This window comes from Klebsiella sp. CN_Kp073 (assembly GCF_040065495.2).
GTDB classification, from domain to species: domain Bacteria; phylum Pseudomonadota; class Gammaproteobacteria; order Enterobacterales; family Enterobacteriaceae; genus Klebsiella; species Klebsiella aerogenes.
Genome location: NZ_CM198051.1, coordinates 369,340 through 393,743, shown reverse-complemented (window position 1 = coordinate 393,743; position 24,404 = coordinate 369,340). Strand labels below are relative to the sequence as shown.

Sequence of the window (24,404 nt, the reverse complement as noted above, 5' to 3'; positions counted from 1 at the left end):
GTGAAGTTCGTAAAGTATCTTTTTATCCTTGCAGTTTGTTGCGTTCTGCTGGGAGCAGGCTCGATTTATGGCCTCTACAAATTTATAGAGCCGCAACTCCCCGACGTCGCGACCTTAAAGGATGTGCGCTTGCAGATCCCGATGCAGGTTTATAGCGCGGACGGCGAGCTCATTGCGCAATATGGCGAAAAGCGCCGCATCCCCGTCACTCTGCAGCAGATGCCGCCGGAGCTGATAAAAGCGTTTATCGCGACTGAAGATAGCCGCTTCTATGAGCATCATGGCGTCGATCCGGTGGGGATTTTCCGCGCCGCCAGCGTGGCGATGTTCTCAGGCCATGCCTCGCAGGGCGCCAGTACCATTACTCAGCAGCTTGCGCGTAACTTCTTCCTCAGCCCGGAAAAAACGATAACGCGTAAGATCAAAGAGGTTTTCCTTGCGATCCGCATCGAACAGCTGCTGAATAAAGACGAAATTCTCGATCTTTACCTCAATAAAATTTACCTCGGCTACCGCGCCTATGGCGTCGGCGCCGCCGCGCAGGTTTACTTCGGTAAAACGGTCGATCAGCTGACGCTGAGCGAAATGGCGGTCATCGCCGGTCTACCAAAAGCGCCTTCCACCTTTAACCCGCTCTATTCGCTGGATCGCGCGACCTCGCGTCGCAACGTGGTGCTGTCGCGTATGCTGGGCGAAGGCTATATCACCCAGGCACAGTACGATCAGGCGCGCAGCGAGGCGATTGACGCCAGCTATCACACGCCGGAAATCGCCTTCTCCGCCCCGTATTTGAGCGAAATGGTGCGTCAGGAGATGGTCAACCGCTACGGCGAGCAGGCCTACGAAGACGGCTATCGCGTCTACACCACCATCACGCGTAAAAACCAGCAGGCCGCCCAGCAATCGGTGCGTAAAAACGTGCTCGATTACGACATGCGCCACGGCTATCGCGGCCCGGCCAACGTGCTGTGGAAAGTTGGCGAGCCCCCGTGGGATAACAAAAAAATCCTCGATACGCTGAAAAAACTGCCGGGCGTCGGCCCGCTGGCGCCGGCGGTAGTCACCTCCGCGAACCCGCAGGAAGCCGTCGCGTTGCTGGGCAACGGCACGTCGGTGGCGTTAACGATGGATGGCGTCCGCTGGGCGCGTCGCTACGTTTCCGATACGCAACAAGGCTCGACGCCGCGCAAAGTGACCGACGTCATTCAGACCGGGCAGCAAATTTGGGTGCGCAAAGAGGGCGACAAATGGTGGCTGTCGCAGGTGCCGGAAGTGAACTCCGCGCTGGTCTCTATCAACCCGCAAAATGGCGCGATTATCGCTCTGGTCGGCGGCTTTGACTTCAATCAGAGTAAATTCAACCGCGCTACCCAGGCGCTACGTCAGGTTGGCTCCAATATCAAGCCGTTCCTTTATACCGCGGCGATGGACAAAGGCTTAACCCTCGCCAGTATGCTTAACGATGTGCCGATCTCCCGCTGGGATGCCGGCGCGGGCTCCGACTGGCGGCCAAAAAACTCGCCGCCGCAGTACGCCGGCCCTATTCGTTTGCGTCAGGGATTAGGTCAGTCGAAGAACGTGGTGATGGTGCGCGCGATGCGCGCAATGGGCGTCGATTATGCGGCAGAGTATCTGCAGCGTTTCGGCTTCCCGGCGCAGAACATCGTCCATACCGAATCACTGGCGCTGGGTTCCGCTTCCTTTACCCCGCTACAGGTCGCCCGCGGCTACTCGGTAATGGCTAACGGCGGCTTCCTGATTAACCCGTACTTCATTAGCAAGATCGAGAACGACCAGGGCGGCGTGCTGTTTGAAGAGCGGCCTAAGGTCGCCTGTCCGCAGTGTAATTCGCCGGTGATCTACGGCGATACGCCGAAATCCAACGTGCTGGAAAACCAGGATGTCGAAGAGGTCGCCACCTCTCAGGAGCCGCAAAACGGCGACGTCCCGCCGCAGCCGCAGCTTGAGCAGGCTAATCAGTCGCTGGTCGCGCAAAGCGGCGCGCCGGAGTATGCCCCGCATGTTATCAACACGCCGCTGGCCTTCTTGATTAAAAGCGCGCTGAATACCAATATTTTCGGCGAACCGGGCTGGATGGGCACCGGCTGGCGTGCGGGCCGCGATCTGCAGCGTCATGATATCGGCGGCAAAACCGGTACCACCAACAGCTCGAAAGACGCGTGGTTCTCCGGCTACGGTCCGGGCGTAGTGACTTCGGTGTGGATTGGTTTCGATGACCACCGTCGCGATTTGGGCCGTACCACCGCTTCCGGCGCGATTAAAGATCAGATTTCGGGTTATGAAGGCGGCGCTAAAAGCGCCCAACCGGCTTGGGATGATTTTATGAAACGGGTGCTGGAAGGCGTGCCGGAAGAGCCGTTAACGCCGCCGCCGGGTATTGTGACGGTGAATATCGACCGCAGCACAGGTCAACTGGCTAACGGCGGCAACAGCCGCGCCGAGTACTTCATCGAGGGCACACAGCCTACCCATCAGGCGGTGCGCGAAGTTGGCACCACCATTACCGATAGCGGTGGCGAAACCCACGAGTTGTTCTAGTGAAAACCACTTTCTAAAAGGTGGCCTGAGAGCAGCAAAAAAACCGCCGAAATGAACTGCACCCGAAAAGTTGGACACCCAACGAAGTAAGGTGCAGTTTTTTATGGGCAAGGAATTCCAGCAGGCTCTCAGGTTGCTGATGGCCTTCTATCATTGCTATCTCAGACAAAAAAAGGCTTACTGTTCTAAAAAACTTCCGATGTCCCTTTCCATGGAAACAACTAAGACAAGGATTTTTTATGTCAAGAAAACTAGCTCCTGGTTACTGTATAGTCGAACAGCCGGGCTCTATATCTCTTCAAGCTGGGTTGTTATTCCGAAACCGCAATAGCAGTGCCGCGCGTTACTTTGAACAGCTAAATGCAGGTACGCCCTGGGTCAAACCCGGGCAAATACTCATTGTCGCCGACCCAAATAGCACGATGACAGAACAGACACTCCGTTTGCTCCATCAGGCAAAACAACAGGTAAATAACAATCTGGTAGGAGTCAGTACCGATGAGGCCAGTTTTCTTCAAAGAAACTATGGAATGATTGCCGGAATAACGACTGCAGGAGATAAAATTTTTGGCGCTATCGGGGATGCTGGAGAAAAATACTTCAAAGCTATAGAAACCACGCTAAAAAAAATAGAGGCCAGCTATCAAAATCAGTTTCGGACGCAAGGTACGCTTATAGGACAACAGTTTTTTGTTGAGAGAAATCAACTACTGGCTGAACTTAAAATATTAGTTAATAAACCTATTATTAAATATTTAGCAAAACACTCAATCAAATTCCGGCCATATGAGGATATGCGAAGAGCATTAAACCTATCCAGTCGTTCAATTGTCCATGAATGGTCAACGGTTGGAGTAGGTGCTATCCCTGGATATTCCACCTATACCGGTAATGCTGCCAGAGCGGCCCGCTTTTTAAAGTATGGCGGATATATTGGCATTGCATTTTCGTTTGCTGGGGCAACAAATAACATTATAAAATCTTGTACTACTGGAAGAGAAAGTGAATGTGGTAATACAGCATTTAAAGAATATTTTAAATTTGGTGCAAGCACGACGTTAGGTTTAGCCGGAGGTGCTTATGGCTCCACCGGCGCAGTAGCCCTTTGCGTGGGCGTAGGGCTAGCAACAGCTGGAACGGGGGCATTGCCATGCGCGATTATCGGGGGTCTTGCCGGAGGATATATAGGTGGTAAATTCGGCGAGTACTCGTCAAAAAAAATATTGGAATTAACAGGATACTAGTAATATGCAATACCTGAGCTATGCGTTATTGATTTGTTGTGTGATAGGCATCCTGTTAATGATCGTCTCGTATTTCATATTCATTTCTCACAGAAAAGAATATAGTGCCATCTTAGAAAGTTATTTAGCAAGCAAGCTTGAATTCCCAATGCTATACAACATCCAATCGATGACTGGTTTTTTTGGAGCTTATCCTGTATCACGTTTCTTTCTGGGATTAAAAGAAAATAAAAAAATCCTTTTCATCACAAAAGAAAGCAACGCATATTCATTCTTCTTACAAAAACCAACATTATCAATAGAATGGATGAAGAAATTCTGTTTTTTCTGGAAGACATCTGTAATGTTAGTTCTTATTCCTTGTATTACCGCTTTAATTATTCACGTACTAAGTTTGGCATAACTTTCGTTTTCTTCACCATCAGTAAAGCGCCAGCAATGTTTCCAGCAGGTTTAAGTCAAAGCCACTTTCAGCGAAAATGGCTTTGACGATGGCGACAACAATGTTAGCCGCTTACAAACGCCCCTGCGCCTGTAGCCATTCACGCACCAGAAACAGCGCGCTGACGTTACGCGCTTCATTGAAGTCTTCTTCTTCCAGTAGCGACATCAGCTGCGACAGCGGCCAGCGCACCTGCGGCAGCGGTTCCGGCTCATCGCCCGGCAGCGATTCCGGATAGAGATCTTCCGCCACCATAATATTCATTTTGCTGGAGAAATAAGATGGCGCCATGCTGAGCTTCTTCAGGAAGGTCAATTGACGGGCGCCGAAACCCACCTCTTCTTTCAGCTCGCGGTTGGCGGCTTCCATGGCGGTTTCGCCAGGGTCGATAAGCCCTTTGGAGAAACCCAGCTCGTAGGATTCGGTGCCGACCGCATATTCGCGGATTAAAATAATGTGGTCGTCAACAATCGGCACAATCATTACGGCTTCACGCGCGGTGGGCCGCATGCGTTCATAAACGCGACGCACGCCGTTGCTGAACTCCAGGTCCACGCTTTCAACATTAAAAAGACGCGAACGCGCTACCGTTTCAACGTTGAGAATGGTGGGTTTTTGTAATGATTTGCTCATTGTCATCGGTCTATGCTGTGATTACAGAAGTCATTGTGCGATACGCAGCACGGTTTCGGCAATCCAAATTGCCACTAATTTACATAGTTGCAACGTTTTGCTTGCAATGCAAAGATTCATAAAGATAAAAAAGTCAATAGGTTGAATTTGTTTTGAGAATTTACCGATTCCTGAGTTTTCCCGTTTTTGATAAGCTTACATGCTGCTGCATTGCACAATAAAATTTCCTGCATTAGACAACATGTGCCGATAAACAATTAAAATTACTATGACGATGGGATGGGCATGGGCACCTTTCTGACCTTTTTCACAGCTCTGCTACTCTGTGTCTTGCTTATCGGGTGGTGGTATCGATCTCATGCCAGACGTCGTCGCCTCCCCTTACTGCAAGCCTTTAGCGACGCGACGACCCGCAAGCTTTCTGATGATGAACGCCAGGCGGTCGAAAAGTATCTCGATGGCCTCAGCCAGTCGCAACAGGTACCGGCGACCGGCGCCAGCGTCGCGCCTGTCGCCCTGAAACTCAATGAGCAGAGCGACACCGTTTATACCGTCACCCGCGCCGTCACCCGCTACGGTATTTCGTCTGATGAGCCCAACAAATGGCGCTACTTCCTCGACTCGGTGGAGGTTCATCTGCCGCCGTTCTGGGAACAGCATATCAACGACGAGAACAGCGTCTCGCTGATCCCAACCGATAGCCTGCCGCTGGTGATTGTTCTCAACGACCACACCTTGCGCGACTATCCGCAGGAAGCCCGCGGCTACGCGCTTGAACGCGCGTCGGCTACCCAGGCGTCGATTCGCGGTGAAGAGAGTGAACAGGTCGAACTGCTGAATATCCGCCAGGAAACCCAGGAAGAGCATGCCCTAAGCCGTCCTGACAGCCTGCGCGAAGGGATCATGATTGTCGCAGCCTTCCTGCTGTTCTATTGCTGTCTGATCTCCCCGGATGTCTTCGCGCCGTGGCTGCTCGGCGGCGGCGTGCTGCTGTTGGCCGCGGGCGTATGGGGCATTTACGCGCCGCCGCTGGCCGGTTCGCTACGCGAAATCCACTGCCTGCGCGGGATGCCGAAACGCTGGGGACTGTTTGGCGAGAACGACCAGGAACACGTTAATAATATTTCGCTGGGGATTATCGACCTTATCTATCCGCGCCACTGGCAACCGTGGATCGCCCAGGATCTGGGACAGCAAACCGATATTGATATTTATCTTAACCGCCACGTTGTTCGCCAGGGGCGATTCCTGTCGCTGCACGATGAAGTGAAACACTTCCCGCTGCAGTACTGGCTGCGCAGCGCGATTATCGCCGCCGGCGCGCTGCTGGTCGTCATCATGCTGTGGATTAGCGTACCGCTGAATATGCCCTTTAAATTCACGCTCTCCTGGCTTAAGGGGGCCCAGACCATCGAAGCCACCACCGTCGGCCAGCTTGAAAAGGCGAAAGTGCGTATCGGCGACACGCTGCAATTAAAAGGTACCGGGATGTGCAACATCCGTACGCCGGGCGCCTGGAGCGCGAAAGACGCGTCACCGTTTACGCCGTTCGACTGTTCGCAGATTATCTGGAACGACGCGCCTCCCCTGCCGCTGCCGGAGTCCGATATCGTCGGTAAGGCCACGGCGCTGGTCCAGGCGGTACAGCGCCAGTTGCATCCTGACCCGGACGACGATTCGCACGTTAGCCCGGCATTACGTTCGGCAATTCAGAAATCAGGAATGGTGCTGCTGGATGACTTCGGCGATATCGTGCTGAAAACCAACGATCTCTGCTCGGCGAAAGATGACTGCGTGCGTCTGAAGAACGCGCTGGTCAACCTTGGCAATACCCGCAACTGGGAAGCGCTAACCAAACGCGCCACCGCCGGTAAGCTCGATGGCGTGAACGTGTTGCTGCGCCCGGTGAGCGCCGAATCGCTGGAGAATCTGGTGACCACCTCCACCGCGCCGTTTGTGATGCGTGAAACCTCGCGCGCGGCGCAGGCGCTAAATAGCCCGGCCCCTGGCGGATTCCTGATCGCCAGCGATGAAGGCAGCGAACTGGTCAATCAGCCGTGGCCGGCTATCAGCCTGTACGATTATCCTGCCCACGAGCAGTGGGGCGAGCTGCAGCGCCTGGCGGGCATGTTGATGCACACGCCATTCCATGCGGAGGGGATTGTCACTAATCTTTATACCGATGCCAATGGCACCCAGCATATCAACCTGCACCGCATTCCCGATCGCAGCGGGCTGTGGCGCTATCTTGGCACCACTCTGCTGCTGCTGGCGATGCTTGGTTGTATGTCGTGGCACGGCGTGCAGGCGATCCGCCGCTATCAGCGCCAGCGCCTGCGCATGGAAGAAATTCAAAAATATTATGAAAGCTGCCTGAATCCGGTTCTTATCCCTTCCCCGGATCATCAAGATTAATTCCTGCGCGACAGGGTATGATACCCTGTCGCGCATTTCCCCCTCGCTGGAGACTCACCATGCAAATCAATATCGCGTGGCAGGAGGTTGATACCGTTCTGCTGGATATGGATGGCACGCTGCTCGACCTCGCCTTCGACAACTACTTCTGGCAAAAATTGGTCCCGGAAACCTGGGGCGCCGCGCGCGGACTCAACCTGCAGGAAGCCAAAGCGGCAATGCACCAGGAGTATCACGCCGTGCAGCATACGCTAAACTGGTACTGTCTTGATTACTGGAGCGAGCGACTGGGTTTGGATATTTGTGCGATGACCAGCGAGCAGGGACCGCGGGCAAAACTGCGGGAAGATACCGTGCCATTCCTTGATGCGCTGCGGGCCAGCGGCAAGCGCCGCATCCTGCTGACCAACGCGCACCCGCATAATCTGGCGGTGAAGCTTAAGCACACCGGTCTGGACGCGCACCTTGATTTATTACTTTCCACCCACACATTTGGTTATCCGAAAGAGGATCAGCGCCTGTGGCGCGCGGTGGCGGAAGAAACCGGCCTTGATGCGCGCAAAACGCTGTTTGTCGATGACAGCGAGGCTATCCTGGACGCGGCGGCGCAGTTCGGCATTCGTTATTGCCTGGGCGTCACCAATCCGGATTCCGGCCTGGCGGAAAAACAGTATGCCCGCCATCCTGGCGTGAACGATTACCGGCGGCTGATCCCTTCCCTGACTCCGGAGGAGAGGCCATGAAAGATAAGCCCGCTGAAAGCGTCAGGCTGGACAAATGGCTCTGGGCAGCCCGCTTTTATAAAACTCGCGCCATTGCGCGCGAAATGGTTGAAGGCGGCAAGGTGCACTACAACGGACAACGTAGTAAGCCGAGCAAAATCGTCGAGCTGAATGCCACCCTGACCCTGCGCCAGGGCAACGACGAGCGCACCGTTATCGTCAAAAGCGTTACCGAACAGCGCAGGCCAGCCAGCGAAGCCGTCATGCTGTACGAAGAGACGGCGGAGAGTATCGAGAAACGCGAAAAAGTGGCGCTGGCGCGTAAGCTGAATGCGCTCACGATGCCGCACCCAGACAGACGTCCGGACAAAAAAGAGCGCCGCGACCTGATGAGATTTAAACACGGCGACAGCGAATAGCGCTGCCGCCAGCAAGAGAGATGATTATGACTCAACACGATCAATTACATCGTTATCTGTTTGAAAACTATGCCGTGCGCGGTGAACTGGTCACCGTATCGGACACGTTGGAACAGATCCTGGCCAACCATAGCTACCCGCAGCCGGTGAAAACCGTGCTGTCGGAGCTGCTGGTCGCCACCAGCCTGCTGACCGCCACGCTGAAGTTCGCCGGCGATATTACCGTTCAGCTGCAGGGCGACGGCCCGCTCTCGCTGGCGGTGATCAACGGCAATAACCAGCAGCAGCTACGCGGCGTCGCTCGGGTTCAGGGTGAAATCCCGGAAGGCGCGGACCTGAAAACGCTGGTCGGCAACGGCTATCTGGTCATTACCATCTCTCCACAGGAAGGCGAGCGCTATCAGGGCGTTGTTGGCCTGGAAGGCGATACCCTGGCGGCATGCCTGGAAGATTACTTCCAGCGTTCCGAACAGCTGCCGACCCGTCTGTTTATTCGTACCGGCGAGCACGACGGTAAAGCGGTGGCCGGCGGCATGCTGCTGCAGGTGATGCCGGCTCAGGACGCGCAGCTTAACGACTTCGAGCATCTGGCGACCCTGACCGAGACCATCAAGGCGGAAGAGCTGTTCACCCTGCCGGCGACCGATGTATTATGGCGCCTGTACCATGAGGAAGAGGTGACGGTATACGACCCGCAAGACGTCGAGTTCAAATGCACCTGTTCTCGCCAGCGCTGCGCCGATGCGCTGAAGACGCTGCCGGATGAAGAAGTCGACAGCATCCTCGCCGACGAAGGCGAAATTGATATGCATTGCGACTACTGCGGTAATCATTATCTGTTCAACGCGATGGACATCGCCGAGATCCGCAATAACGCCTCGCCGGCGGATCCGCAGGTACACTAATCGCCCCTCTCGCCGGGCGTTGCCGGGTTTTTCTAACCCGCCGCGCCTGGCGTCAACTATTTCGACCGCGTGTTGAATCGATTTTCACTGAAAGAGTTACGTAACTTTCTTTCAAGAAAGCGATTACATTCACATTTCAGCAGTTTTTTTAATTACTTTTTAACCATTCGGAAACATCTATCGCCACCTGCGGCCGTTTTCCTGAGATAATCACGCGCACTTCGTGACAGGAGTCACTGTGTTTTTCGTAAGAAAGGCGTTTGTCGAGATACGTAAATCTATGAGCCTGGTCGCGGTCTATTCCCTGAAAGAAACCCTACAATTTAAAGCAGTACATATTGGCTAAGGAGCAGTGACATGCGCGTTAATAGTTTAACCCCGCAGGATCTCAAGGCTTACGGTATCAATGACGTCCAGGAAATTGTCCACAACCCGAGCTTCGATACGCTGTATCAGGAAGAGCTCGACCCGAAACTGGAAGGTTATGAGCGTGGCGTATTAACCAATCTTGGCGCCATCGCCGTCGATACCGGCATTTTCACCGGCCGTTCGCCGAAAGATAAATATATCGTCCGTGACGATACCACTCGCGATACCGTGTGGTGGTCTGATAAAGGCAATGGCAAGAACGACAACAAGCCGCTCTCCCAGGAAACCTGGCAGCACCTGAAAGGTCTGGTGACTCACCAGCTGTCGGGCAAACGCCTGTTTATCGTCGACGCCTTCTGCGGCGCCAACGCCGACACCCGCCTCAGCGTGCGCTTCATTACTGAAGTCGCCTGGCAGGCACACTTTGTTAAGAACATGTTCATTCGCCCGAGCGAAGAAGAGCTGGCAGCCTTCGAGCCGGACTTTATCGTCATGAATGGCGCGAAGTGCACCAACCCGCAGTGGAAAGAGCAGGGTCTGAACTCCGAAAACTTCGTGGCTTTCAACCTGACCGAGCGCATCCAGCTTATCGGCGGCACCTGGTACGGCGGCGAAATGAAGAAAGGGATGTTCTCGATCATGAACTACCTGCTGCCGCTGCAGGGCATCGCTTCGATGCACTGCTCCGCTAACGTCGGAGAAAAAGGCGATGTCGCCGTGTTCTTCGGCCTGTCCGGCACCGGTAAAACCACCCTCTCCACCGACCCGAAACGCCGCCTGATTGGCGATGACGAGCACGGTTGGGATGATGACGGCGTGTTTAACTTCGAAGGCGGCTGCTACGCGAAGACCATTAAGCTGTCGGAAGCCAACGAGCCGGATATCTATCACGCGATCCGCCGCGATGCGCTGCTGGAAAACGTCGTGGTACTGGCTGACGGCACCATCGATTTTGATGACGGTTCGAAGACCGAGAACACCCGCGTCTCCTACCCGATCGACCATATCGAAAATATCGTTAAGCCGGTGTCGAAAGCCGGTCACGCTACCAAGGTCATCTTCCTGACCGCCGACGCCTTTGGCGTATTGCCGCCGGTTTCACGTCTGACCGCTGACCAGACTCAGTACCACTTCCTGTCTGGCTTTACCGCCAAGCTGGCCGGTACCGAGCGCGGCGTAACCGAGCCGACCCCAACCTTCTCCGCCTGCTTCGGCGCCGCGTTCCTGTCGCTGCACCCGACGCAGTACGCTGAAGTGCTGGTAAAACGCATGCAGGCTTCCGGCGCCCAGGCCTACCTGGTCAACACCGGTTGGAACGGTACCGGCAAACGTATCTCAATTAAAGATACCCGCGCGATTATCGACGCCATCCTCGACGGTTCGCTGGATAACGCCGAAACCTTCACTCTGCCGATGTTCAACCTGCAGATCCCAACCGAGCTGCCGGGCGTCGATACCCATATCCTCGACCCGCGTAATACCTACGGTTCTCCGGAGCAGTGGCAGGAGAAAGCCGATCAGCTGGCGAAACTGTTTATTGAGAACTTCGAGAAGTATACCGATACCCCGGCCGGCGCTGCGCTGGTTGCGGCTGGTCCGAAGCGTTAATCAGGTCGCAGAGACAACAAAGCCGGGCGATGCCCGGCTTGAGATTGATGACAAACCTCATGCAACCATTGAACTTACAGATTGCAAGAGACAAATAACAAGGAAAATCAATTTATTGATTTTCGGCTGATAACCACAAAGAAGGAAAAACCACGCTTTTTCCTTCTTTGTCAGCAGTCTGAAGCCGGGCGATGCCCGGCTTTTTTATATTTATACGCTAATCAACTCTCTTTTGCGGGCTTCGCCGGCGACAACGCGCGATGCACCGGAATCGGTAGCCAGGCGCGGATCAGCAGGCCGCCGCGTTCGCTGGTGCCAATCTCCAGGCGACCGTTATGATTGTCGATAATACGCTGCACTATCGCCAGCCCCAGCCCGGTGCCGCTGGTGCTACGGGCGCTATCGCCGCGCACAAACGGCTGGAACAGATGTTCGCGCTGTTCCGGTTTAATCCCCGGGCCGTCATCTTCCACCTGGAACCAGGCGCGGCTGGCTTCGCTGCCGCTGCTGACTTTAATCCAGCCCTTACCGTAACGAGCGGCGTTCACCACCATATTGGCTAACGCGCGTTTGATCGACAGCGGATGCAGGCGCAGCGGAATTTCTCCGGCCTGCAGATCGGTGGCGATTTCCCGCTCGTAGCCGCTTTCGGCGGCGATCACTTCGCCTAACACGGCGTTGAGATCCGCAAGCTCCATCGGCATCTCCTGGCCGGTGCGCAGGTAATCAATAAACTGCTCGATGATGGCGTTGCACTCTTCGATATCTTTATTGATCGACTCGGCGAGATAGCCGTCCTGCTCGCCCATCATCTCCGTCGCCAGCCGGATCCGCGTCAGCGGCGTGCGCAAATCGTGGCTGACCCCGGCCATCAGCAGCGTACGGTCATCCGCCAGCTGTTTGACCCCGGCGGCCATATGGTTGAAGGCGCGGGTCACCGAACGCACTTCCGACGCGCCGTATTCGCGCAGCGGCGGCGGAATAATCCCGCGCCCGACCTGCAGCGCGGCATGTTCAAGGTCGACCAGCGGCCGGTTCTGAATGCGGATAAATAGCCACGCGCCGCCAATGGCCAGCAGCATTATCGCCAGCGTATAGCGGAATAGCGGCGAGAAATCGCCCTGATGGATTTCAGTCAGCGGTACCCGCACCCAGATATTCGGCGACAGCCAGGTCTTCAGCCACACCACCGGCGAGCTTTTGTTGACCTCAACCCGCACTTCGGTCGGCCCGCCAAGCTGGTGCGCCATCTGCTGGCTTAAGAATTCATAATGCTGCGCCCAGCGCAGGCCTGCGTCTTCCGCCGCCTCATTGGAATAGAGCGAAATCCCCAGCTCGCGGTAAATTTCGCGGCGAAACGCCGGCGGTACCACCAGTTGAGTGCCGTCTTCCAGCTGCAGTTTATCGGTCATCAGCATACGGACTTCGTATGCCAACACCTTGTTAAACTGCTGCAGGCTCGGCAGGATCGCGAAATTCAGCACCACCAGATAGGTCGTCACCAGGCTGACGAACAGCAGGGTGACGATCAGTAACAGGGTGCGGGCAAATGAGCTTCGCGGCGAAAAACGCACGCGCTTCATGCCTTAGAACCGTCCGGTACGAAGACGTAGCCCAGTCCCCAAACGGTCTGGATGTAGCGCGGGTGCGCCGGATCTTCTTCCACCATGCGGCGCAGGCGGGAGATTTGTACGTCGATGGAGCGCTCCATCGCCGAGTATTCGCGGCCGCGGGCAAGGTTCATCAGCTTATCGCGGGACAGCGGCTCGCGCGGATGGCTAACCAGCGCTTTTAATACCGCGAACTCACCGCTGGTGAGCGGCATCGGCTCATCTTCACGGAACATCTCGCGGGTGCCGAGGTTCAGTTTGAACTTGCCAAAAGCAATCACCGCTTCTTCTTGCGATGGCGCGCCCGGCAGCTCGTTCGCTTGGCGGCGCAGCACGGCGCGGATACGGGCCAGCAGTTCGCGCGGGTTAAACGGTTTAGGAATGTAATCATCGGCGCCGATTTCCAGGCCCACGATACGGTCCACTTCTTCCCCTTTCGCCGTCACCATAATGATCGGCATCGGGTTGCTCTGGCTACGCAGACGGCGGCAGATAGATAAACCATCTTCGCCCGGCAGCATCAGATCCAGCACCATCAGGTGGAAGGATTCACGGGTCAGCAGGCGATCCATCTGTTCGGCGTTCGCCACGCTACGAACCTGGAAGCCCTGCTCGGTCAGATAACGTTCCAGCAGCGCGCGCAGGCGCATATCGTCATCCACAACCAGAATCTTATAATTCTCTTGCATTGTTTGTACTCCCAAAGGTTCACTGCAATCGTTAGTGCGTATTCTTAAAAACCCACGCTAATACGACCAGCCAAATCTGGTATATATTCTAGTCGAAATTGTTACAAAGCATATTAAACAGCAATTTATACCCGTCATTCTTCAAGTTGCACGTGCGTTGGCTGCGTGCGCTCACCCCAGTCACATAGTTATCTATGCTCCTGGGGATTCACACACTTGCCGCCTTCCTGCAACTCGAATTATTTAGGGTAAACCCGTCATTCTGAGCAAAATTTACCACCGGCGCGACAAAAAAGAAAAAGGCGGAGGGTCTCCTCCGCCTTTTTAGCTAATTTTGCCGCTTACGCGCGTCGTTGGCTCATGCCGTACCACAGCACCACCAGGAAGCATAGCAGCGGCAACCCATAGGCCAACGCGGTACTGTAGCGGTCGGCCAGCGCCCCCATGAAGTAAGGCATAATCGCCCCGCCGACGATGGCCATAATCATAAACGAGCTGGCGCGTTTGGTATGGCTGCCCATATTTTTAACGCCCAGCGCGAAAATGGTCGGGAACATAATCGACATAAAAAAGAAGACCGCAATCAGCGCCACCACCGACACGCCATCAATGCTCATCATCACCAGACCGCAGAGCACGATATTGACCAGCGAGTAAACCATCAGCAGCGTCGCCGCCTGCACCCGCCCCATCAGCCAGGTACTGAAGAAACGACCGACCATAAAGCTAATCATCGCAATCGACAGCAGATAGGAAGCGTGCTGGTTTGTCACGCCATGCCAGTGCTCGGTCGCATAGTTGATAAAGAACGCCCCCACGCCGACCTGCGCGGCAACGTAAAAGAACTGGGCGATGACCCCGCCGGTAAAGTGGCGATGCTGCCACAGCCCTTGTGCCGCTTCTTGCTGACTGCCCTCATCTTCGCGAATATCCGGCATCGGCGTGCGGCGGAACAGCAGCGCGATGGCCAGCACCAGCACGGCGATAGCGACATAGGTGATTTTTACCGAGCTCTGATCGCCGGTATTGCTCTGAGTGGCTGAAAAGAACAGCGTGCCGCCGATCAGCGGGCCAATAAACTGCCCCAGTCCGTTAAACGACTGCGCCAGATTCAACCGCCGCTCGGCGCCTTTACTATCGCCAAGTACCGTCGCATAAGGGTTCGCCGCGGTCTCAAGGCAACCTAATCCACAGGCAATCACAAACAGCGCGAAGAGGAATAGCGCAAAGCTATTCACGCTCGCCGCCGGCACAAACAGCAGCGCGCCAAGCGCATACAGGCACAAACCGACCAGGATCCCCGCTTTATAACCGCGTTTATCCATAAAATAGCCGGCGGGCAGCGCCACCAGGAAGTAGGCGCCAAAATAGGCCGCCTGCAGTAAACCGGACTGCGCTTTGGTGACGTGCAGGGTCTCCTGAAAGTGTTTATTGAGAACATCGAGCAGGCCGTAAGAGAGCCCCCACATAAAGAACAGGCTGGTGACCAGCATAAATGCCCAGCGCAGATTAGGGGTCGCCCCGGCGCGGGCCGCCAGCGGCTCCGCCGTTTTATTCACTAGCATGGTGAGATCCTCAGTAGAGTACAGAGTTGTTTTATTGATCCTGCAAAGAGAATATGCGCTCCATCGACACCCATTTTTCGCCTGCCGGCGTCCAGGGGGTGGGAACCTGGTATTGCCACATCAGCGCTTCCCAGCGCTGAATGACCGGGTGGTTCAGGCTGTGCTGAGCAAAGCGTTCGCCATCGAAATCCCCGGCGACCTCCATCACCATAAACAGCCGCGTGCCAAGCCGGTAAATCTCCATATCCAGCACGCCATGGGCGCGCAGGTGCCCGGCGACTTCCGGCCAGATACGTTCATGCAGACGCTGGTATTCGGCGATTTTCTCCGCCGAATCGACTAAATCCAGCGCCTGACACAGCCGCCGCCGCGCGACGATGGCGTTCATGACAGCGCCCTGTCGAGATGCAAATATCCGCCGTCCACCGATAGCCACTGCCCGGTAGTGTGCGACGCGCGCGAGGAGATAAGAAACACCACGGTGTTGGCGATCTCTTCCGGCGTGGTCATGCGTTTGCCCAGCGGAATGCGTTGGTTAATCGCCGCCATCTGCCGCTGCGGATCGGGGAAGGTATTTATCCAGCGCTGGTACTGCGGCGTCAGCACTTCCGCCGGAACCACCGCGTTGACGCGCACGCCGCTCTCACGCAGCGATACCGCCCATTCACGGGTTAATGCCAGCACCGCCCCTTTCGCCGCGGTATAGCCGCTGGTGCCGCCCTGGCCGCTGAGCGCGGTTTTCGAGGCGATATTGACGATAGCGCCCCGCGCCGCCTCTAACGCTTCGCGGCACAGGTGGGCCATCTGATAGTAGTGGATCAGGTTTTTCTCAAGCGATCCGAGAAACGCCTCACGCCCGGCCTCGAGCCCTACGCCATCGTTCACTCCGGCGTTATTCACCAGCGCATCAATGCGGCCAAAGCGCGCCAGCACCTGACCTACCGCCCCGGCGCATTCAGCCTCCTGGCACAGGTCGGCGATAATGAGCTCACTTTGCGGCGCGATTTGCTTCAACCTATCCATAAACCCCTGCTCAGGCAGGGCGTTAGTGACGATGACCGGCACCGCCCCCTCTTCCGCCAGCAGTTGCGTCACGGCCGCGCCGATCCCCGAGCCGCCGCCGGTGACGATAACCACTTTGTCTTTAAGAAATAGATCCACGCTTCGCCTCCGTTAAACCATAAACCCGACAGGCAGTGCCGCCCCAAATAGCTGACCGCTGCGTTTCCGTCAGCGGAGCCAGCGCCGTTTCGCACAGCTGGTAAACCTGGCGATACTCCGCCGCCAGCAGGCATACCGGCCAGTCGGAACCAAACATTAGCCGCTGCGGGCCAAACAGCTCCAGCGCGGCGTCGAAGAAAGGCAGCAGCTGTTCCTCAGTCCAGCATCCGCGCCCGGCTTCGGTCACCAGGCCGGAAAGTTTGCCCACCACATGCGGTAATGCGGCCAGCGGCCGCGCCTGTTCGGCCCAGTGGGCCGCGCCGCGCGCGATATCCGGCTTGCCGAAATGATCGAGTACCAGCCAGTGGTCATCGTGGCGGGCGGCAAAGCGTGCCGCCGCCGCGAGATGACGATGGGTAACCAACAGATCCCAGCTATAGCCCTGGCGCTGCAACTGCTGCATTCCTCGCGAGACCGCCTCGCGCTCAAGCCACGCTGCCGGGTCGGCTTCATCCTGCACCTGATGGCGCAACCCGCACAACTGGCCGCGCCACTGCGTCAGCTTGTCTCCGAGATCCGCGGCGGTAATATCCAGCCAGCCCACCACGCCGCATACGCCTGCTGCTTGAGAAACCTGCGCCACCAGCCAGGCGGTTTCGTTTTCATCATGACGCGCCTGCACTACCACCGCGCCATCGAGCTGGTGCTGCGCCAGCAGCGGCTGGAGCTGCGGGGGGTAAAAATCCCGGCGCAGTTGCGGCATGTCGTCATCAATCCACGGGTAATCCTGTGGCTGATAGCGCCAGTAGTGGTGGTGGGCGTCAATGCGCAACATGCGCTTCTCCACGGTAGCGGTACTGCTCGATAGAAGCCTGGTGCATTTCAATCGAGTAGCCCGGCGCCTGCGGTGGCATATAAGCTGCGCCGCGGATTTCGCAAGGGTGCAGGAAGTGCTCGTGCAGATGGTCGACAAACTCAATCACCCGCCCTTCATGGGTACCGGCGATGCACAGGTAGTCAATCATCGACAGGTGCTGGACGTATTCGCACAGTCCGACGCCGCCGGCGTGCGGGCAAACCGGCAGGTTGTACTTCGCCGCCATCAGCATCACCGCCAGCACTTCGTTGACGCCACCTAACCGGCAGGCATCGATCTGCACCACGTCAATCGCGCCGCGCATAATGAATTGTTTGAACATAATCCGGTTCTGGCACATCTCGCCGGTGGCGACCTTCACCGCGCCGATGTTTTCGCGGATCTTGCGGTGGCCTTCGATATCATCCGGGCTGGTCGGCTCTTCGATAAACCACGGGTTGGCGAAGGCCAACGCTTTGACCCATGGAATGGCGGCGTCCACTTCCCATACCTGGTTGGCATCAATCATCAATTTCCGCTCGGGGCCAATCACTTCCCGGGCAATGCGCACGCGGCGGATATCATCTTCAATGTCGCGCCCGACCTTCAGCTTGATATGCGAGAAACCGGCGTCCACCGCCTGCTGACAAAGACGACGCAGTTTGTCATCACCGTAACCCAACCAGCCCGCTGAGGTGGTGTAACACGGATAACCATGCGTCTGCAGTTGTTCAAGCCGCTGGGCTTTGCCCTCTTCACGGCTTTCCAGCAGGCGCAACGCCTCCTCCGGGGTAATGCAGTCGGTGATGTAGCGAAAATCGATGCAGCGCACCAGCTCGGCCGGGCTCATATCGGCGACCAGTCGCCAGACCGGTTTGCCTTCGGCCTTCGCCCACAGATCCCACACCGCATTGACCACCGCGCCGGTCGCCAGGTGAATCGCCCCTTTATCCGGGCCAATCCAGCGCAGCTGGCTATCGCTGGTAAAGCGCCGCCAGAAGGCGCCCATATCGGCGGCGATCGCCTCAAGTTGCTCGCCGACGATTAAATGCTCCAGCGCCTGAATCGCCGCGCAGCAAATTTCGTTGCCGCGGCCAATGGTGAAGGTCAGCCCGTGACCGGTGAGCTTAGGATTGTCGGTTTCGAGGATCACGTAGGCGGCGGAGTAATCCGGATCGGGATTCATCGCGTCGGAGCCGTCCAACTGCTGCGAAGTGGGGAAGCGAATATCCTCTACCCGCAGGGCGGTAATTTGCGTCATTGTTTGTCCTCCACGGTCAGCTGCTGCTGTTCGCCCAACCCTTCAATGCCCAAACGAATAGTCTGCCCGGCGCGTAAATAAACCGGCTGCGGTTTCTGGCCCATACCCACCCCCGGCGGCGTACCGGTGGAGATGACATCGCCCGGCTGCAGGCTCATAAAGCGGCTCAGGTAGCTGATGATATAGGGCACTTTGAAAATCATGGTGCGGGTGTTGCCGTCCTGATAGCGCTTGCCGTCGACCTCCAGCCACAGGTTGAGGGAGTTGGGGTCGGGGATTTCATCGGCGGTCACCAGCCAGGGGCCGGTCGGCCCGAACGTGTCGCAGCCTTTGCCCTTATCCCAGGTGCCGCCGCGCTCGATTTGATACTCGCGCTCGGAGACGTCATTAATCACGCAGTAGCCAGCAACGTGCTGCATGGCGTCGCGCTCGTCGATATAGCGCCCGCCTTTGCCAATCACTACCCCTAATTCGACTTCCCAGTCGGTCTTTTGCGAACCGCGCGGGATAATCACGTTGTCGTTAGGCCCGACCACCGCGCTGGTCCACTTGCTGAATACCACCGGTTCCTGCGGAATGTCGGCGCCGGTCTCTGCGGCGTGATCGGCATAGTTCAGGCCAATGCAGATAAACTTACCGATACCGCCGACGCAGGCGCCAATACGCGGATTGCCTTCAACCAGCGGCAGGCTGTAGAGATCCAGCTGGCGCAGACGCGCCAGACTCTCCGGCAGCAGCGAGTCGCCGCGCAGATCGTTAATATATTGCGACAGGTCGCGCAGGCGGCCGTCGTTATCGAGTACGCCCGGACGCTCGCTGCCGGGATTGCCAAAACGAAGTAATTTCATGCGTTTTCCTGATAGTGAAATAAAGCGCCGTACAGTTAGTTGCTCCAGCCGCCGTCAATAATCTGTACCGTACCGGTGGTGTAGGCGCTGGCGTCGGAAGCCAGATACAGCGCCAGCTGGGCGATCTCTTCCGGCTTGCCGATGCGGCCAATAGGCTGGCGGGCGACAAACGCCTCATAAACCGCCTCTTCGCTCAACCCTTGTTCACGCGCCTGCTCGGCAATACGTCCGCGCAGCGAAGGTGAATCGACGGTGCCCGGACAAATCGCATTACAACGAATGCCCTGGGTGACGAAATCCGCCGCCACCGAGCGGGTCAGGCCAATGACCGCCGCTTTACTGGCGCTGTAGGCGAAGCGGTTTGGTACCCCTTTCACGCTGGAAGCCACCGATGACATGTTGATAATCGAGCCGCCGCCGCGGGCGATCATCGCCGGCAAAAAGGCGCGAATCGTGTGGAACATGGCGGTGACATTCAGATCGAGAGCGAACTGCCACTCCCGCTCGCTACATTCAAGAATGCTGCCGCTATGCACCACCCCGGCACAGTTGAACAAGACATCCAGCGGGCCCAGCGTTTCCGCAGCGGCGGCAATGGCGTCGGCGCGGGTGACATCCAGCTGCAGCGGCTGCACGCCGGGGATATCGCTCAATCCGGTAATGTTGATATCGCTGGCAATCACTTCCGCGCCAGCGGCGGCAAATAGCTGCGCGCAGCTATTGCCAATCCCCTGCCCTGCGGCGGTAATCAGAACGCGTTTTCCGGTTAGTTCCATTTCTCTCCCCTGGTCTAAAGGACTAATGGTCAGGCCATTGGTGGTAGTCAAAGGCCTGACCTTTCGCATGACAAGTCAGGCATAACCCGCTATCGTGAAGCTTAGATGTTGCAAAAACGGCCACAAACGGCACATTGGTTAACCAATTAATTACACTCGACTAACAAACACTCAAGTGTGCTGGCCAATATTTGTGCGCTTTATCACTGTCTATCGCATGAGCAAAGGTGAAACATGCCGATTACCAGACTGGAAAACCCAAGGATTTACAGACAGATAGCAGACCAACTCAAGCGATTAATTGAGAACAACGAATTTCCGCCCGGCAGTCGTCTCCCGTCTGAGCGAGATTTAGCCCAGCAGTTGAACGTCAGCCGCGCATCGGTACGCGAAGCGCTGATTGCGCTGGAGGTGATTGGCCTGGTGGACGTGCGCGTCGGCAACGGGGTAATCGTCAAATCGCAGACGCCGCTCGCCGCCACCAAAGAACCGGTGATGGCGCAGGCCGGTCGCGACCAGTGGACGGAGATCGACGACGAACTCAACATAGACCTCGATTTTAACGCCGAACTTCCGCCCTTTTCCCTGCTGCAGGCGCGCCTGTTAATCGAACCGGAAACCGCCGCGCTGGCGGCGCGCCACGCCAGCGCCGAAGAGCTGGCCGCTATCCGCGAGGCCTTTGAACAGAACTGTCGCGATAACCGTGCCGGTTCAACCACCCATCCCGGCGACCGCCTGTTCCATATCCGTATCGCTCAGGCCAGCGGCAACCCGGCGTACGCGTTTATCATCGGCCACCTGCTCGGCCACCGCTACGGCAGTATGTTCCGCATGCTGCAGCGCCATTACACCCCGGACGATATGCCACATCGCTCGGAACAGGAGCATCGCGCGATCCTTGAAGCCATTGAGGCCCACGACGTACGTGCGGCAAAGAAAGCAATGAAAAATCATATTGATCAGGTGATTACCATTTTTACCCGCAGCCAGTAGCCGCGATTTCTGCGCCTGGCGCTTTACCTTGCCGAAACGGCTGGTTAAGGTACGGCGGGACGAGATTATTTTGGATGAACCACAGATGAAAACGCCGCTGATCACCCGTGAAGGGTATGAAAAACTGAAGCAAGAGATGGATTACTTGTGGCGTACAGAGCGCCCGGAAGTCACCAAGAAAGTGACCTGGGCGGCGAGTCTTGGCGACCGCAGCGAAAACGCCGATTATCAGTACAATAAAAAGCGCCTGCGCGAGATTGACCGCCGGGTGCGTTATCTCACCAAGTGCCTGGAAAATCTAAAAATCGTCGATTATTCCCCGCAGCAGGAAGGCAAAGTGTTCTTCGGCGCGTGGGTGGAAATCGAGAACGACGATGGTGATACCAAGCGCTTTCGCATTGTCGGCTACGATGAAATCTTCGGCCGCAAAGACTATATCTCTATCGATTCGCCAATGGCGCGCGCCTTACTAAAGAAAGAGGTGGGCGACCTGGCTATCGTTAACACCCCGGCGGGCGAAGCCAGCTGGTACGTCAATGAAATTGAATACGTGAAATAGCGCCGGAACATTCCGAGAGAACCCGGTCGCGGCTGGCATTTTAGCCTGGCAGCCCGTATAACTATCCCCTGATTTTGACCCTAATGATGAATAAAACCGATGATGAATGATTCGCTCTGCCGCATTATTGCGGGTGAACTTCAGGCCAGAGCCGAACAGGTAGAAGCTGCCGTTCGCCTGCTTGATGAAGGGAACACCGTGCCGTTTATTGCACGTTATCGTAAGGAAGTCACCGGCGGTCTGGATGACACGCAGTTGCGTAATCTGGAAACTCGCCTCGGGTATTTGCGCGAACTTGAAGACCGCCGCCAGGCGATCCTCAAATCGATCGGCGAACAGGGCAAGCTCAGCGAAGCGCTGGAAAAAGCCATCAACGCCACCCTCAGCAAAACCGAGCTCGAAGATCTCTACCTGCCGTACAAACCCAAACGCCGCACCCGCGGGCAAATCGCCATTGAAGCCGGTCTCGAACCGCTGGCCGATCTGCTGTGGAATGAGCCCTCCCACGATCCGGAAACCGAAGCGGCAAACTATATCGATGCCGATAAAGGCGTGGCGGATAGCAAAGCCGCTCTCGACGGCGCGCGCTATATCCTGATGGAACGCTTCGCGGAAGACGCCGCCCTGCTGGCGAAAGTACGTGATTATCTGTGGAAAAACGCCCATCTGGTGGCCAGCGTCGTCAGCGGCAAGGAAGAAGAAGGCGCTAAATTCCGCGATTACTTCGACCACCATGAACCGATCGCTTCCGTGCCGTCACACCGCGCGCTGGCGATGTTCCGCGGGCGCAATGAGGGCGTGCTGCAGCTGTCGCTCAACGCCGACCCGCAGTTTGACGAGCCGCCGAAAGAGAGCCACTGCGAGCAGATCATTATCGATCATCTCGGCCTGCGCCTGAACAACGCCCCGGCGGACAGCTGGCGCAAAGGCGTCGTCAGTTGGACCTGGCGCATCAAGGTGCTGATGCACCTCGAAACCGAATTAATGGGCACCGTGCGCGAACGCGCGGAAGACGAAGCGATTAACGTATTCGCCCGTAACCTCCATGACCTGCTGATGGCCGCGCCTGCCGGCCTGCGCGCCACCATGGGCCTCGATCCGGGCCTGCGTACCGGCGTCAAAGTGGCGGTAGTCGACGGCACGGGCAAACTGGTGGCCACCGATACCATCTACCCGCATACCGGCCAGGCGGCTAAAGCCGCCGTCGTGGTGGCGGCGCTGTGCGAGAAACATAACGTTGAGCTGGTGGCTATCGGCAACGGTACCGCTTCCCGCGAGACCGAGCGTTTCTTCCTCGACGTGCAAAAACAGTTCCCGAAAGTGACCGCCCAGAAGGTAATCGTCAGCGAAGCCGGCGCGTCGGTCTACTCGGCTTCCGAACTGGCGGCGCAGGAGTTCCCGGACCTCGATGTTTCCCTACGCGGCGCGGTCTCTATCGCCCGCCGTCTGCAGGATCCGCTGGCCGAGCTGGTGAAAATCGATCCGAAATCAATCGGCGTCGGTCAGTATCAGCATGACGTTAGCCAGACGCAGCTGGCGCGTAAGCTGGATGCGGTGGTGGAAGACTGCGTTAACGCCGTCGGCGTTGACCTTAACACCGCCTCGGTGGCGCTGTTGACACGCGTCGCCGGCCTGACCCGCATGATGGCGCAGAATATCGTCGCCTGGCGCGACGAGAACGGCCAGTTCCTCAACCGCCAGCAGTTGCTGAAGGTTAGCCGTCTGGGGCCAAAAGCCTTTGAACAGTGTGCCGGCTTCCTGCGCATTAACCACGGCGACAACCCGCTGGACGCCTCAACCGTTCACCCGGAAGCCTACCCGGTGGTCGAGCGTATTCTGGCCGCTACCCAGCAGGCGCTGAAAGATCTAATGGGCAACAGCAGCGAGCTGCGCAACCTGAAAGCCTCTGATTTTACCGATGATAAGTTCGGCGTGCCGACGGTATCCGATATCATCAAAGAGCTGGAAAAACCGGGCCGCGATCCGCGCCCTGAGTTTAAAACCGCCCAGTTCGCCGACGGCGTTGAGACGATGAACGACCTGCTGCCGGGGATGATTCTGGAAGGCGCGGTCACCAACGTCACCAACTTTGGCGCCTTCGTCGATATCGGCGTGCACCAGGATGGCCTGGTCCATATCTCTTCGCTGTCGAATAAGTTCGTTGAAGACCCGCATACCGTGGTCAAAGCGGGCGATATCGTCAAAGTGAAGGTGATGGAAGTCGACCTGCCGCGTAAACGCATCGCGTTAACGATGCGACTCGATGAACAGCCGGGCGACAGCAACGCGCGCCGCGGCGGCGGCAACGATCGCCCGCAGGGTAACCGCCCGGCGGCAAAAGCGGCGAAGCCGCGCGGTCGCGATGCTCAGCCAGCCGGCAACAGCGCGATGATGGATGCGCTGGCCGCCGCGATGGGCAAAAAACGCTAATCTTTCCCTGCCCCTCAATACGAGGGGCAATTTTCCGCTTTTTAATGCCTGAACCTCGATTAATATATTCCAGTAACCTTTCAATAAGTTCGAAATTTATAAAGTTTCATTCTGTTAACCAATGAAACCTTTATTAAACATTAAGTGAATAAATTAATTTTTCCCTTATTTTTAGCTACAGCAACGTTCTTGCGTCATATCAAAAAATAAGCAAATTCCCCGGAAAACCGCATTTATTATCCATGTCATGTATTGATGATACAAACCATTCTCATTATCATCGTTATCAGTTAAGTTTTATTCTTCTTCGTTGGCTATAGTCCCCAGCGCCGCTTTTATA

The 24,404-nt window shown here is 56.5% G+C and carries 21 protein-coding genes; 11 read left to right on the top strand and 10 right to left on the bottom strand.

The annotated features are described in order from the left end of the window. From mrcA to ABLV66_RS01830, 3 genes are all read left to right on the top strand, one after another. Window positions 1–2,559 carry a peptidoglycan glycosyltransferase/peptidoglycan DD-transpeptidase MrcA gene (mrcA, locus tag ABLV66_RS01840; protein ID WP_348876549.1) on the top strand — a complete coding sequence of 853 codons (2,559 nt, stop codon included), beginning with the start codon at window positions 1–3 and terminating at the stop codon, window positions 2,557–2,559. Between the two features lie 239 nt (window positions 2,560–2,798). Beyond that, on the top strand, window positions 2,799–3,803 hold the full coding sequence (locus tag ABLV66_RS01835; RefSeq protein ID WP_047078889.1) for a hypothetical protein: 1,005 nt from the start codon (window positions 2,799–2,801) through the stop codon (window positions 3,801–3,803). A 4-nt stretch (window positions 3,804–3,807) separates the two neighbouring features. After that, complete coding sequence (locus ABLV66_RS01830; protein WP_047078888.1) at window positions 3,808–4,206, top strand: hypothetical protein; 399 nt, start codon at window positions 3,808–3,810, stop codon at window positions 4,204–4,206. A 111-nt stretch (window positions 4,207–4,317) separates the two neighbouring features. Here ABLV66_RS01830 and nudE read toward each other — a convergent pair whose 3' ends face one another. Then, the gene (gene nudE / locus ABLV66_RS01825) at window positions 4,318–4,878 is read right to left on the bottom strand and encodes an ADP compounds hydrolase NudE (protein ID WP_015703662.1); all 561 of its coding nucleotides are present in this window, start codon (window positions 4,876–4,878) and stop codon (window positions 4,318–4,320) included. Between the two features lie 285 nt (window positions 4,879–5,163). On the opposite strand from nudE, the gene ABLV66_RS01820 reads away from it, so the two are divergent. The 5 genes from ABLV66_RS01820 (at window position 5,164) to pckA (ending at window position 11,316) form a co-directional block, all read left to right on the top strand. After that, complete coding sequence (locus ABLV66_RS01820; protein WP_047078887.1) at window positions 5,164–7,293, top strand: intracellular growth attenuator family protein; 2,130 nt, start codon at window positions 5,164–5,166, stop codon at window positions 7,291–7,293. Window positions 7,294–7,352: 59 nt separating this feature from the next. Then, window positions 7,353–8,036, top strand: coding sequence for a GMP/IMP nucleotidase (gene yrfG / locus ABLV66_RS01815; protein ID WP_047047984.1), 684 nt, complete (start codon window positions 7,353–7,355; stop codon window positions 8,034–8,036). Beyond that, the gene (hslR, locus tag ABLV66_RS01810; protein WP_015369376.1) at window positions 8,033–8,434 is read left to right on the top strand and encodes a ribosome-associated heat shock protein Hsp15; all 402 of its coding nucleotides are present in this window, start codon (window positions 8,033–8,035) and stop codon (window positions 8,432–8,434) included. The genes yrfG and hslR overlap by 4 nt, the downstream gene beginning before the upstream one ends. Window positions 8,435–8,460: 26 nt before the next feature. Then, window positions 8,461–9,339: an Hsp33 family molecular chaperone HslO gene (gene hslO / locus ABLV66_RS01805; RefSeq protein ID WP_015703666.1), complete on the top strand. Its 879-nt coding sequence runs from the start codon at window positions 8,461–8,463 to the stop codon at window positions 9,337–9,339. A 357-nt stretch (window positions 9,340–9,696) separates the two neighbouring features. Then, on the top strand, window positions 9,697–11,316 hold the full coding sequence (pckA, locus tag ABLV66_RS01800) for a phosphoenolpyruvate carboxykinase (ATP) (protein ID WP_045375850.1): 1,620 nt from the start codon (window positions 9,697–9,699) through the stop codon (window positions 11,314–11,316). A 221-nt stretch (window positions 11,317–11,537) separates the two neighbouring features. On the opposite strand, the gene envZ is transcribed toward pckA, so the two are convergent. The 9 genes from envZ to ABLV66_RS01755 all read right to left on the bottom strand — a co-directional run bounded on the left by envZ (window position 11,538) and on the right by ABLV66_RS01755 (window position 20,082). Further along, window positions 11,538–12,899: a two-component system sensor histidine kinase EnvZ gene (envZ, locus tag ABLV66_RS01795; protein WP_015369373.1), complete on the bottom strand. Its 1,362-nt coding sequence runs from the start codon at window positions 12,897–12,899 to the stop codon at window positions 11,538–11,540. After that, window positions 12,896–13,615: an osmolarity response regulator transcription factor OmpR gene (ompR, locus tag ABLV66_RS01790; RefSeq protein ID WP_001157751.1), complete on the bottom strand. Its 720-nt coding sequence runs from the start codon at window positions 13,613–13,615 to the stop codon at window positions 12,896–12,898. The genes envZ and ompR overlap by 4 nt, the downstream gene beginning before the upstream one ends. 341 nt (window positions 13,616–13,956) lie before the next feature. Beyond that, window positions 13,957–15,180 (bottom strand): L-fucose:H+ symporter permease, encoded by a 1,224-nt coding sequence (gene fucP / locus ABLV66_RS01785; protein WP_063415087.1) that lies wholly within the window; start codon window positions 15,178–15,180, stop codon window positions 13,957–13,959. Between the two features lie 31 nt (window positions 15,181–15,211). Beyond that, entirely contained in the window at window positions 15,212–15,568 is a 357-nt protein-coding gene (locus tag ABLV66_RS01780; RefSeq protein WP_320482952.1) for an L-rhamnose mutarotase, read from the bottom strand. After that, window positions 15,565–16,341, bottom strand: coding sequence for an L-fucose dehydrogenase (locus ABLV66_RS01775; protein ID WP_047047976.1), 777 nt, complete (start codon window positions 16,339–16,341; stop codon window positions 15,565–15,567). Before ABLV66_RS01775 ends, ABLV66_RS01780 begins: the two co-directional genes overlap by 4 nt. Then, complete coding sequence (locus ABLV66_RS01770; protein WP_063415089.1) at window positions 16,325–17,176, bottom strand: amidohydrolase family protein; 852 nt, start codon at window positions 17,174–17,176, stop codon at window positions 16,325–16,327. The genes ABLV66_RS01775 and ABLV66_RS01770 overlap by 17 nt, the downstream gene beginning before the upstream one ends. Next, the gene (locus ABLV66_RS01765; protein ID WP_049060788.1) at window positions 17,163–18,458 is read right to left on the bottom strand and encodes an L-fuconate dehydratase; all 1,296 of its coding nucleotides are present in this window, start codon (window positions 18,456–18,458) and stop codon (window positions 17,163–17,165) included. The genes ABLV66_RS01770 and ABLV66_RS01765 overlap by 14 nt, the downstream gene beginning before the upstream one ends. Then, a complete protein-coding gene (locus ABLV66_RS01760) occupies window positions 18,455–19,306 on the bottom strand; it encodes a fumarylacetoacetate hydrolase family protein (protein WP_348876551.1) in 852 nt (283 codons plus the stop codon). Before ABLV66_RS01760 ends, ABLV66_RS01765 begins: the two co-directional genes overlap by 4 nt. 35 nt (window positions 19,307–19,341) lie before the next feature. Continuing rightward, window positions 19,342–20,082, bottom strand: a complete 741-nt coding sequence (locus ABLV66_RS01755) for an SDR family oxidoreductase (RefSeq protein ID WP_348876552.1) — start codon at window positions 20,080–20,082, stop codon at window positions 19,342–19,344. A gap of 234 nt (window positions 20,083–20,316) precedes the next feature. Between ABLV66_RS01755 and ABLV66_RS01750 the strand changes: the two genes are divergently transcribed. From ABLV66_RS01750 to ABLV66_RS01740, 3 genes are all read left to right on the top strand, one after another. Beyond that, on the top strand, window positions 20,317–21,075 hold the full coding sequence (locus tag ABLV66_RS01750; protein ID WP_047047964.1) for a FadR/GntR family transcriptional regulator: 759 nt from the start codon (window positions 20,317–20,319) through the stop codon (window positions 21,073–21,075). Window positions 21,076–21,160: 85 nt separating this feature from the next. Further along, window positions 21,161–21,634 carry a transcription elongation factor GreB gene (gene greB / locus ABLV66_RS01745; protein ID WP_015703675.1) on the top strand — a complete coding sequence of 158 codons (474 nt, stop codon included), beginning with the start codon at window positions 21,161–21,163 and terminating at the stop codon, window positions 21,632–21,634. Between the two features lie 99 nt (window positions 21,635–21,733). Further along, window positions 21,734–24,064 carry a Tex family protein gene (locus tag ABLV66_RS01740; RefSeq protein WP_047064507.1) on the top strand — a complete coding sequence of 777 codons (2,331 nt, stop codon included), beginning with the start codon at window positions 21,734–21,736 and terminating at the stop codon, window positions 24,062–24,064. Window positions 24,065–24,404 lie beyond the last annotated feature (340 nt).

Bases quoted from the DNA above. Each gene is read 5' to 3' on its own strand.
- ABLV66_RS01770 (WP_063415089.1), bottom strand. From the start codon at position 17,176: ATGTTGCGCATTGACGCCCACCACCACTACTGGCGCTATCAGCCACAG.
- ABLV66_RS01750 (WP_047047964.1), top strand. From the start codon at position 20,317: ATGCCGATTACCAGACTGGAAAACCCAAGGATTTACAGACAGATAGCA.
- ABLV66_RS01835 (WP_047078889.1), top strand. From the start codon at position 2,799: ATGTCAAGAAAACTAGCTCCTGGTTACTGTATAGTCGAACAGCCGGGC.
- ABLV66_RS01755 (WP_348876552.1), bottom strand. From the start codon at position 20,082: ATGGAACTAACCGGAAAACGCGTTCTGATTACCGCCGCAGGGCAGGGG.
- fucP (WP_063415087.1), bottom strand. From the start codon at position 15,180: ATGCTAGTGAATAAAACGGCGGAGCCGCTGGCGGCCCGCGCCGGGGCG.
- pckA (WP_045375850.1), top strand. From the start codon at position 9,697: ATGCGCGTTAATAGTTTAACCCCGCAGGATCTCAAGGCTTACGGTATC.
- ABLV66_RS01760 (WP_348876551.1), bottom strand. From the start codon at position 19,306: ATGAAATTACTTCGTTTTGGCAATCCCGGCAGCGAGCGTCCGGGCGTA.
- ABLV66_RS01780 (WP_320482952.1), bottom strand. From the start codon at position 15,568: ATGAACGCCATCGTCGCGCGGCGGCGGCTGTGTCAGGCGCTGGATTTA.
- ABLV66_RS01740 (WP_047064507.1), top strand. From the start codon at position 21,734: ATGATGAATGATTCGCTCTGCCGCATTATTGCGGGTGAACTTCAGGCC.
- hslO (WP_015703666.1), top strand. From the start codon at position 8,461: ATGACTCAACACGATCAATTACATCGTTATCTGTTTGAAAACTATGCC.
- ABLV66_RS01820 (WP_047078887.1), top strand. From the start codon at position 5,164: ATGGGCACCTTTCTGACCTTTTTCACAGCTCTGCTACTCTGTGTCTTG.
- envZ (WP_015369373.1), bottom strand. From the start codon at position 12,899: ATGAAGCGCGTGCGTTTTTCGCCGCGAAGCTCATTTGCCCGCACCCTG.
- ABLV66_RS01765 (WP_049060788.1), bottom strand. From the start codon at position 18,458: ATGACGCAAATTACCGCCCTGCGGGTAGAGGATATTCGCTTCCCCACT.
- nudE (WP_015703662.1), bottom strand. From the start codon at position 4,878: ATGAGCAAATCATTACAAAAACCCACCATTCTCAACGTTGAAACGGTA.
- ompR (WP_001157751.1), bottom strand. From the start codon at position 13,615: ATGCAAGAGAATTATAAGATTCTGGTTGTGGATGACGATATGCGCCTG.
- yrfG (WP_047047984.1), top strand. From the start codon at position 7,353: ATGCAAATCAATATCGCGTGGCAGGAGGTTGATACCGTTCTGCTGGAT.
- greB (WP_015703675.1), top strand. From the start codon at position 21,161: ATGAAAACGCCGCTGATCACCCGTGAAGGGTATGAAAAACTGAAGCAA.
- hslR (WP_015369376.1), top strand. From the start codon at position 8,033: ATGAAAGATAAGCCCGCTGAAAGCGTCAGGCTGGACAAATGGCTCTGG.
- ABLV66_RS01830 (WP_047078888.1), top strand. From the start codon at position 3,808: ATGCAATACCTGAGCTATGCGTTATTGATTTGTTGTGTGATAGGCATC.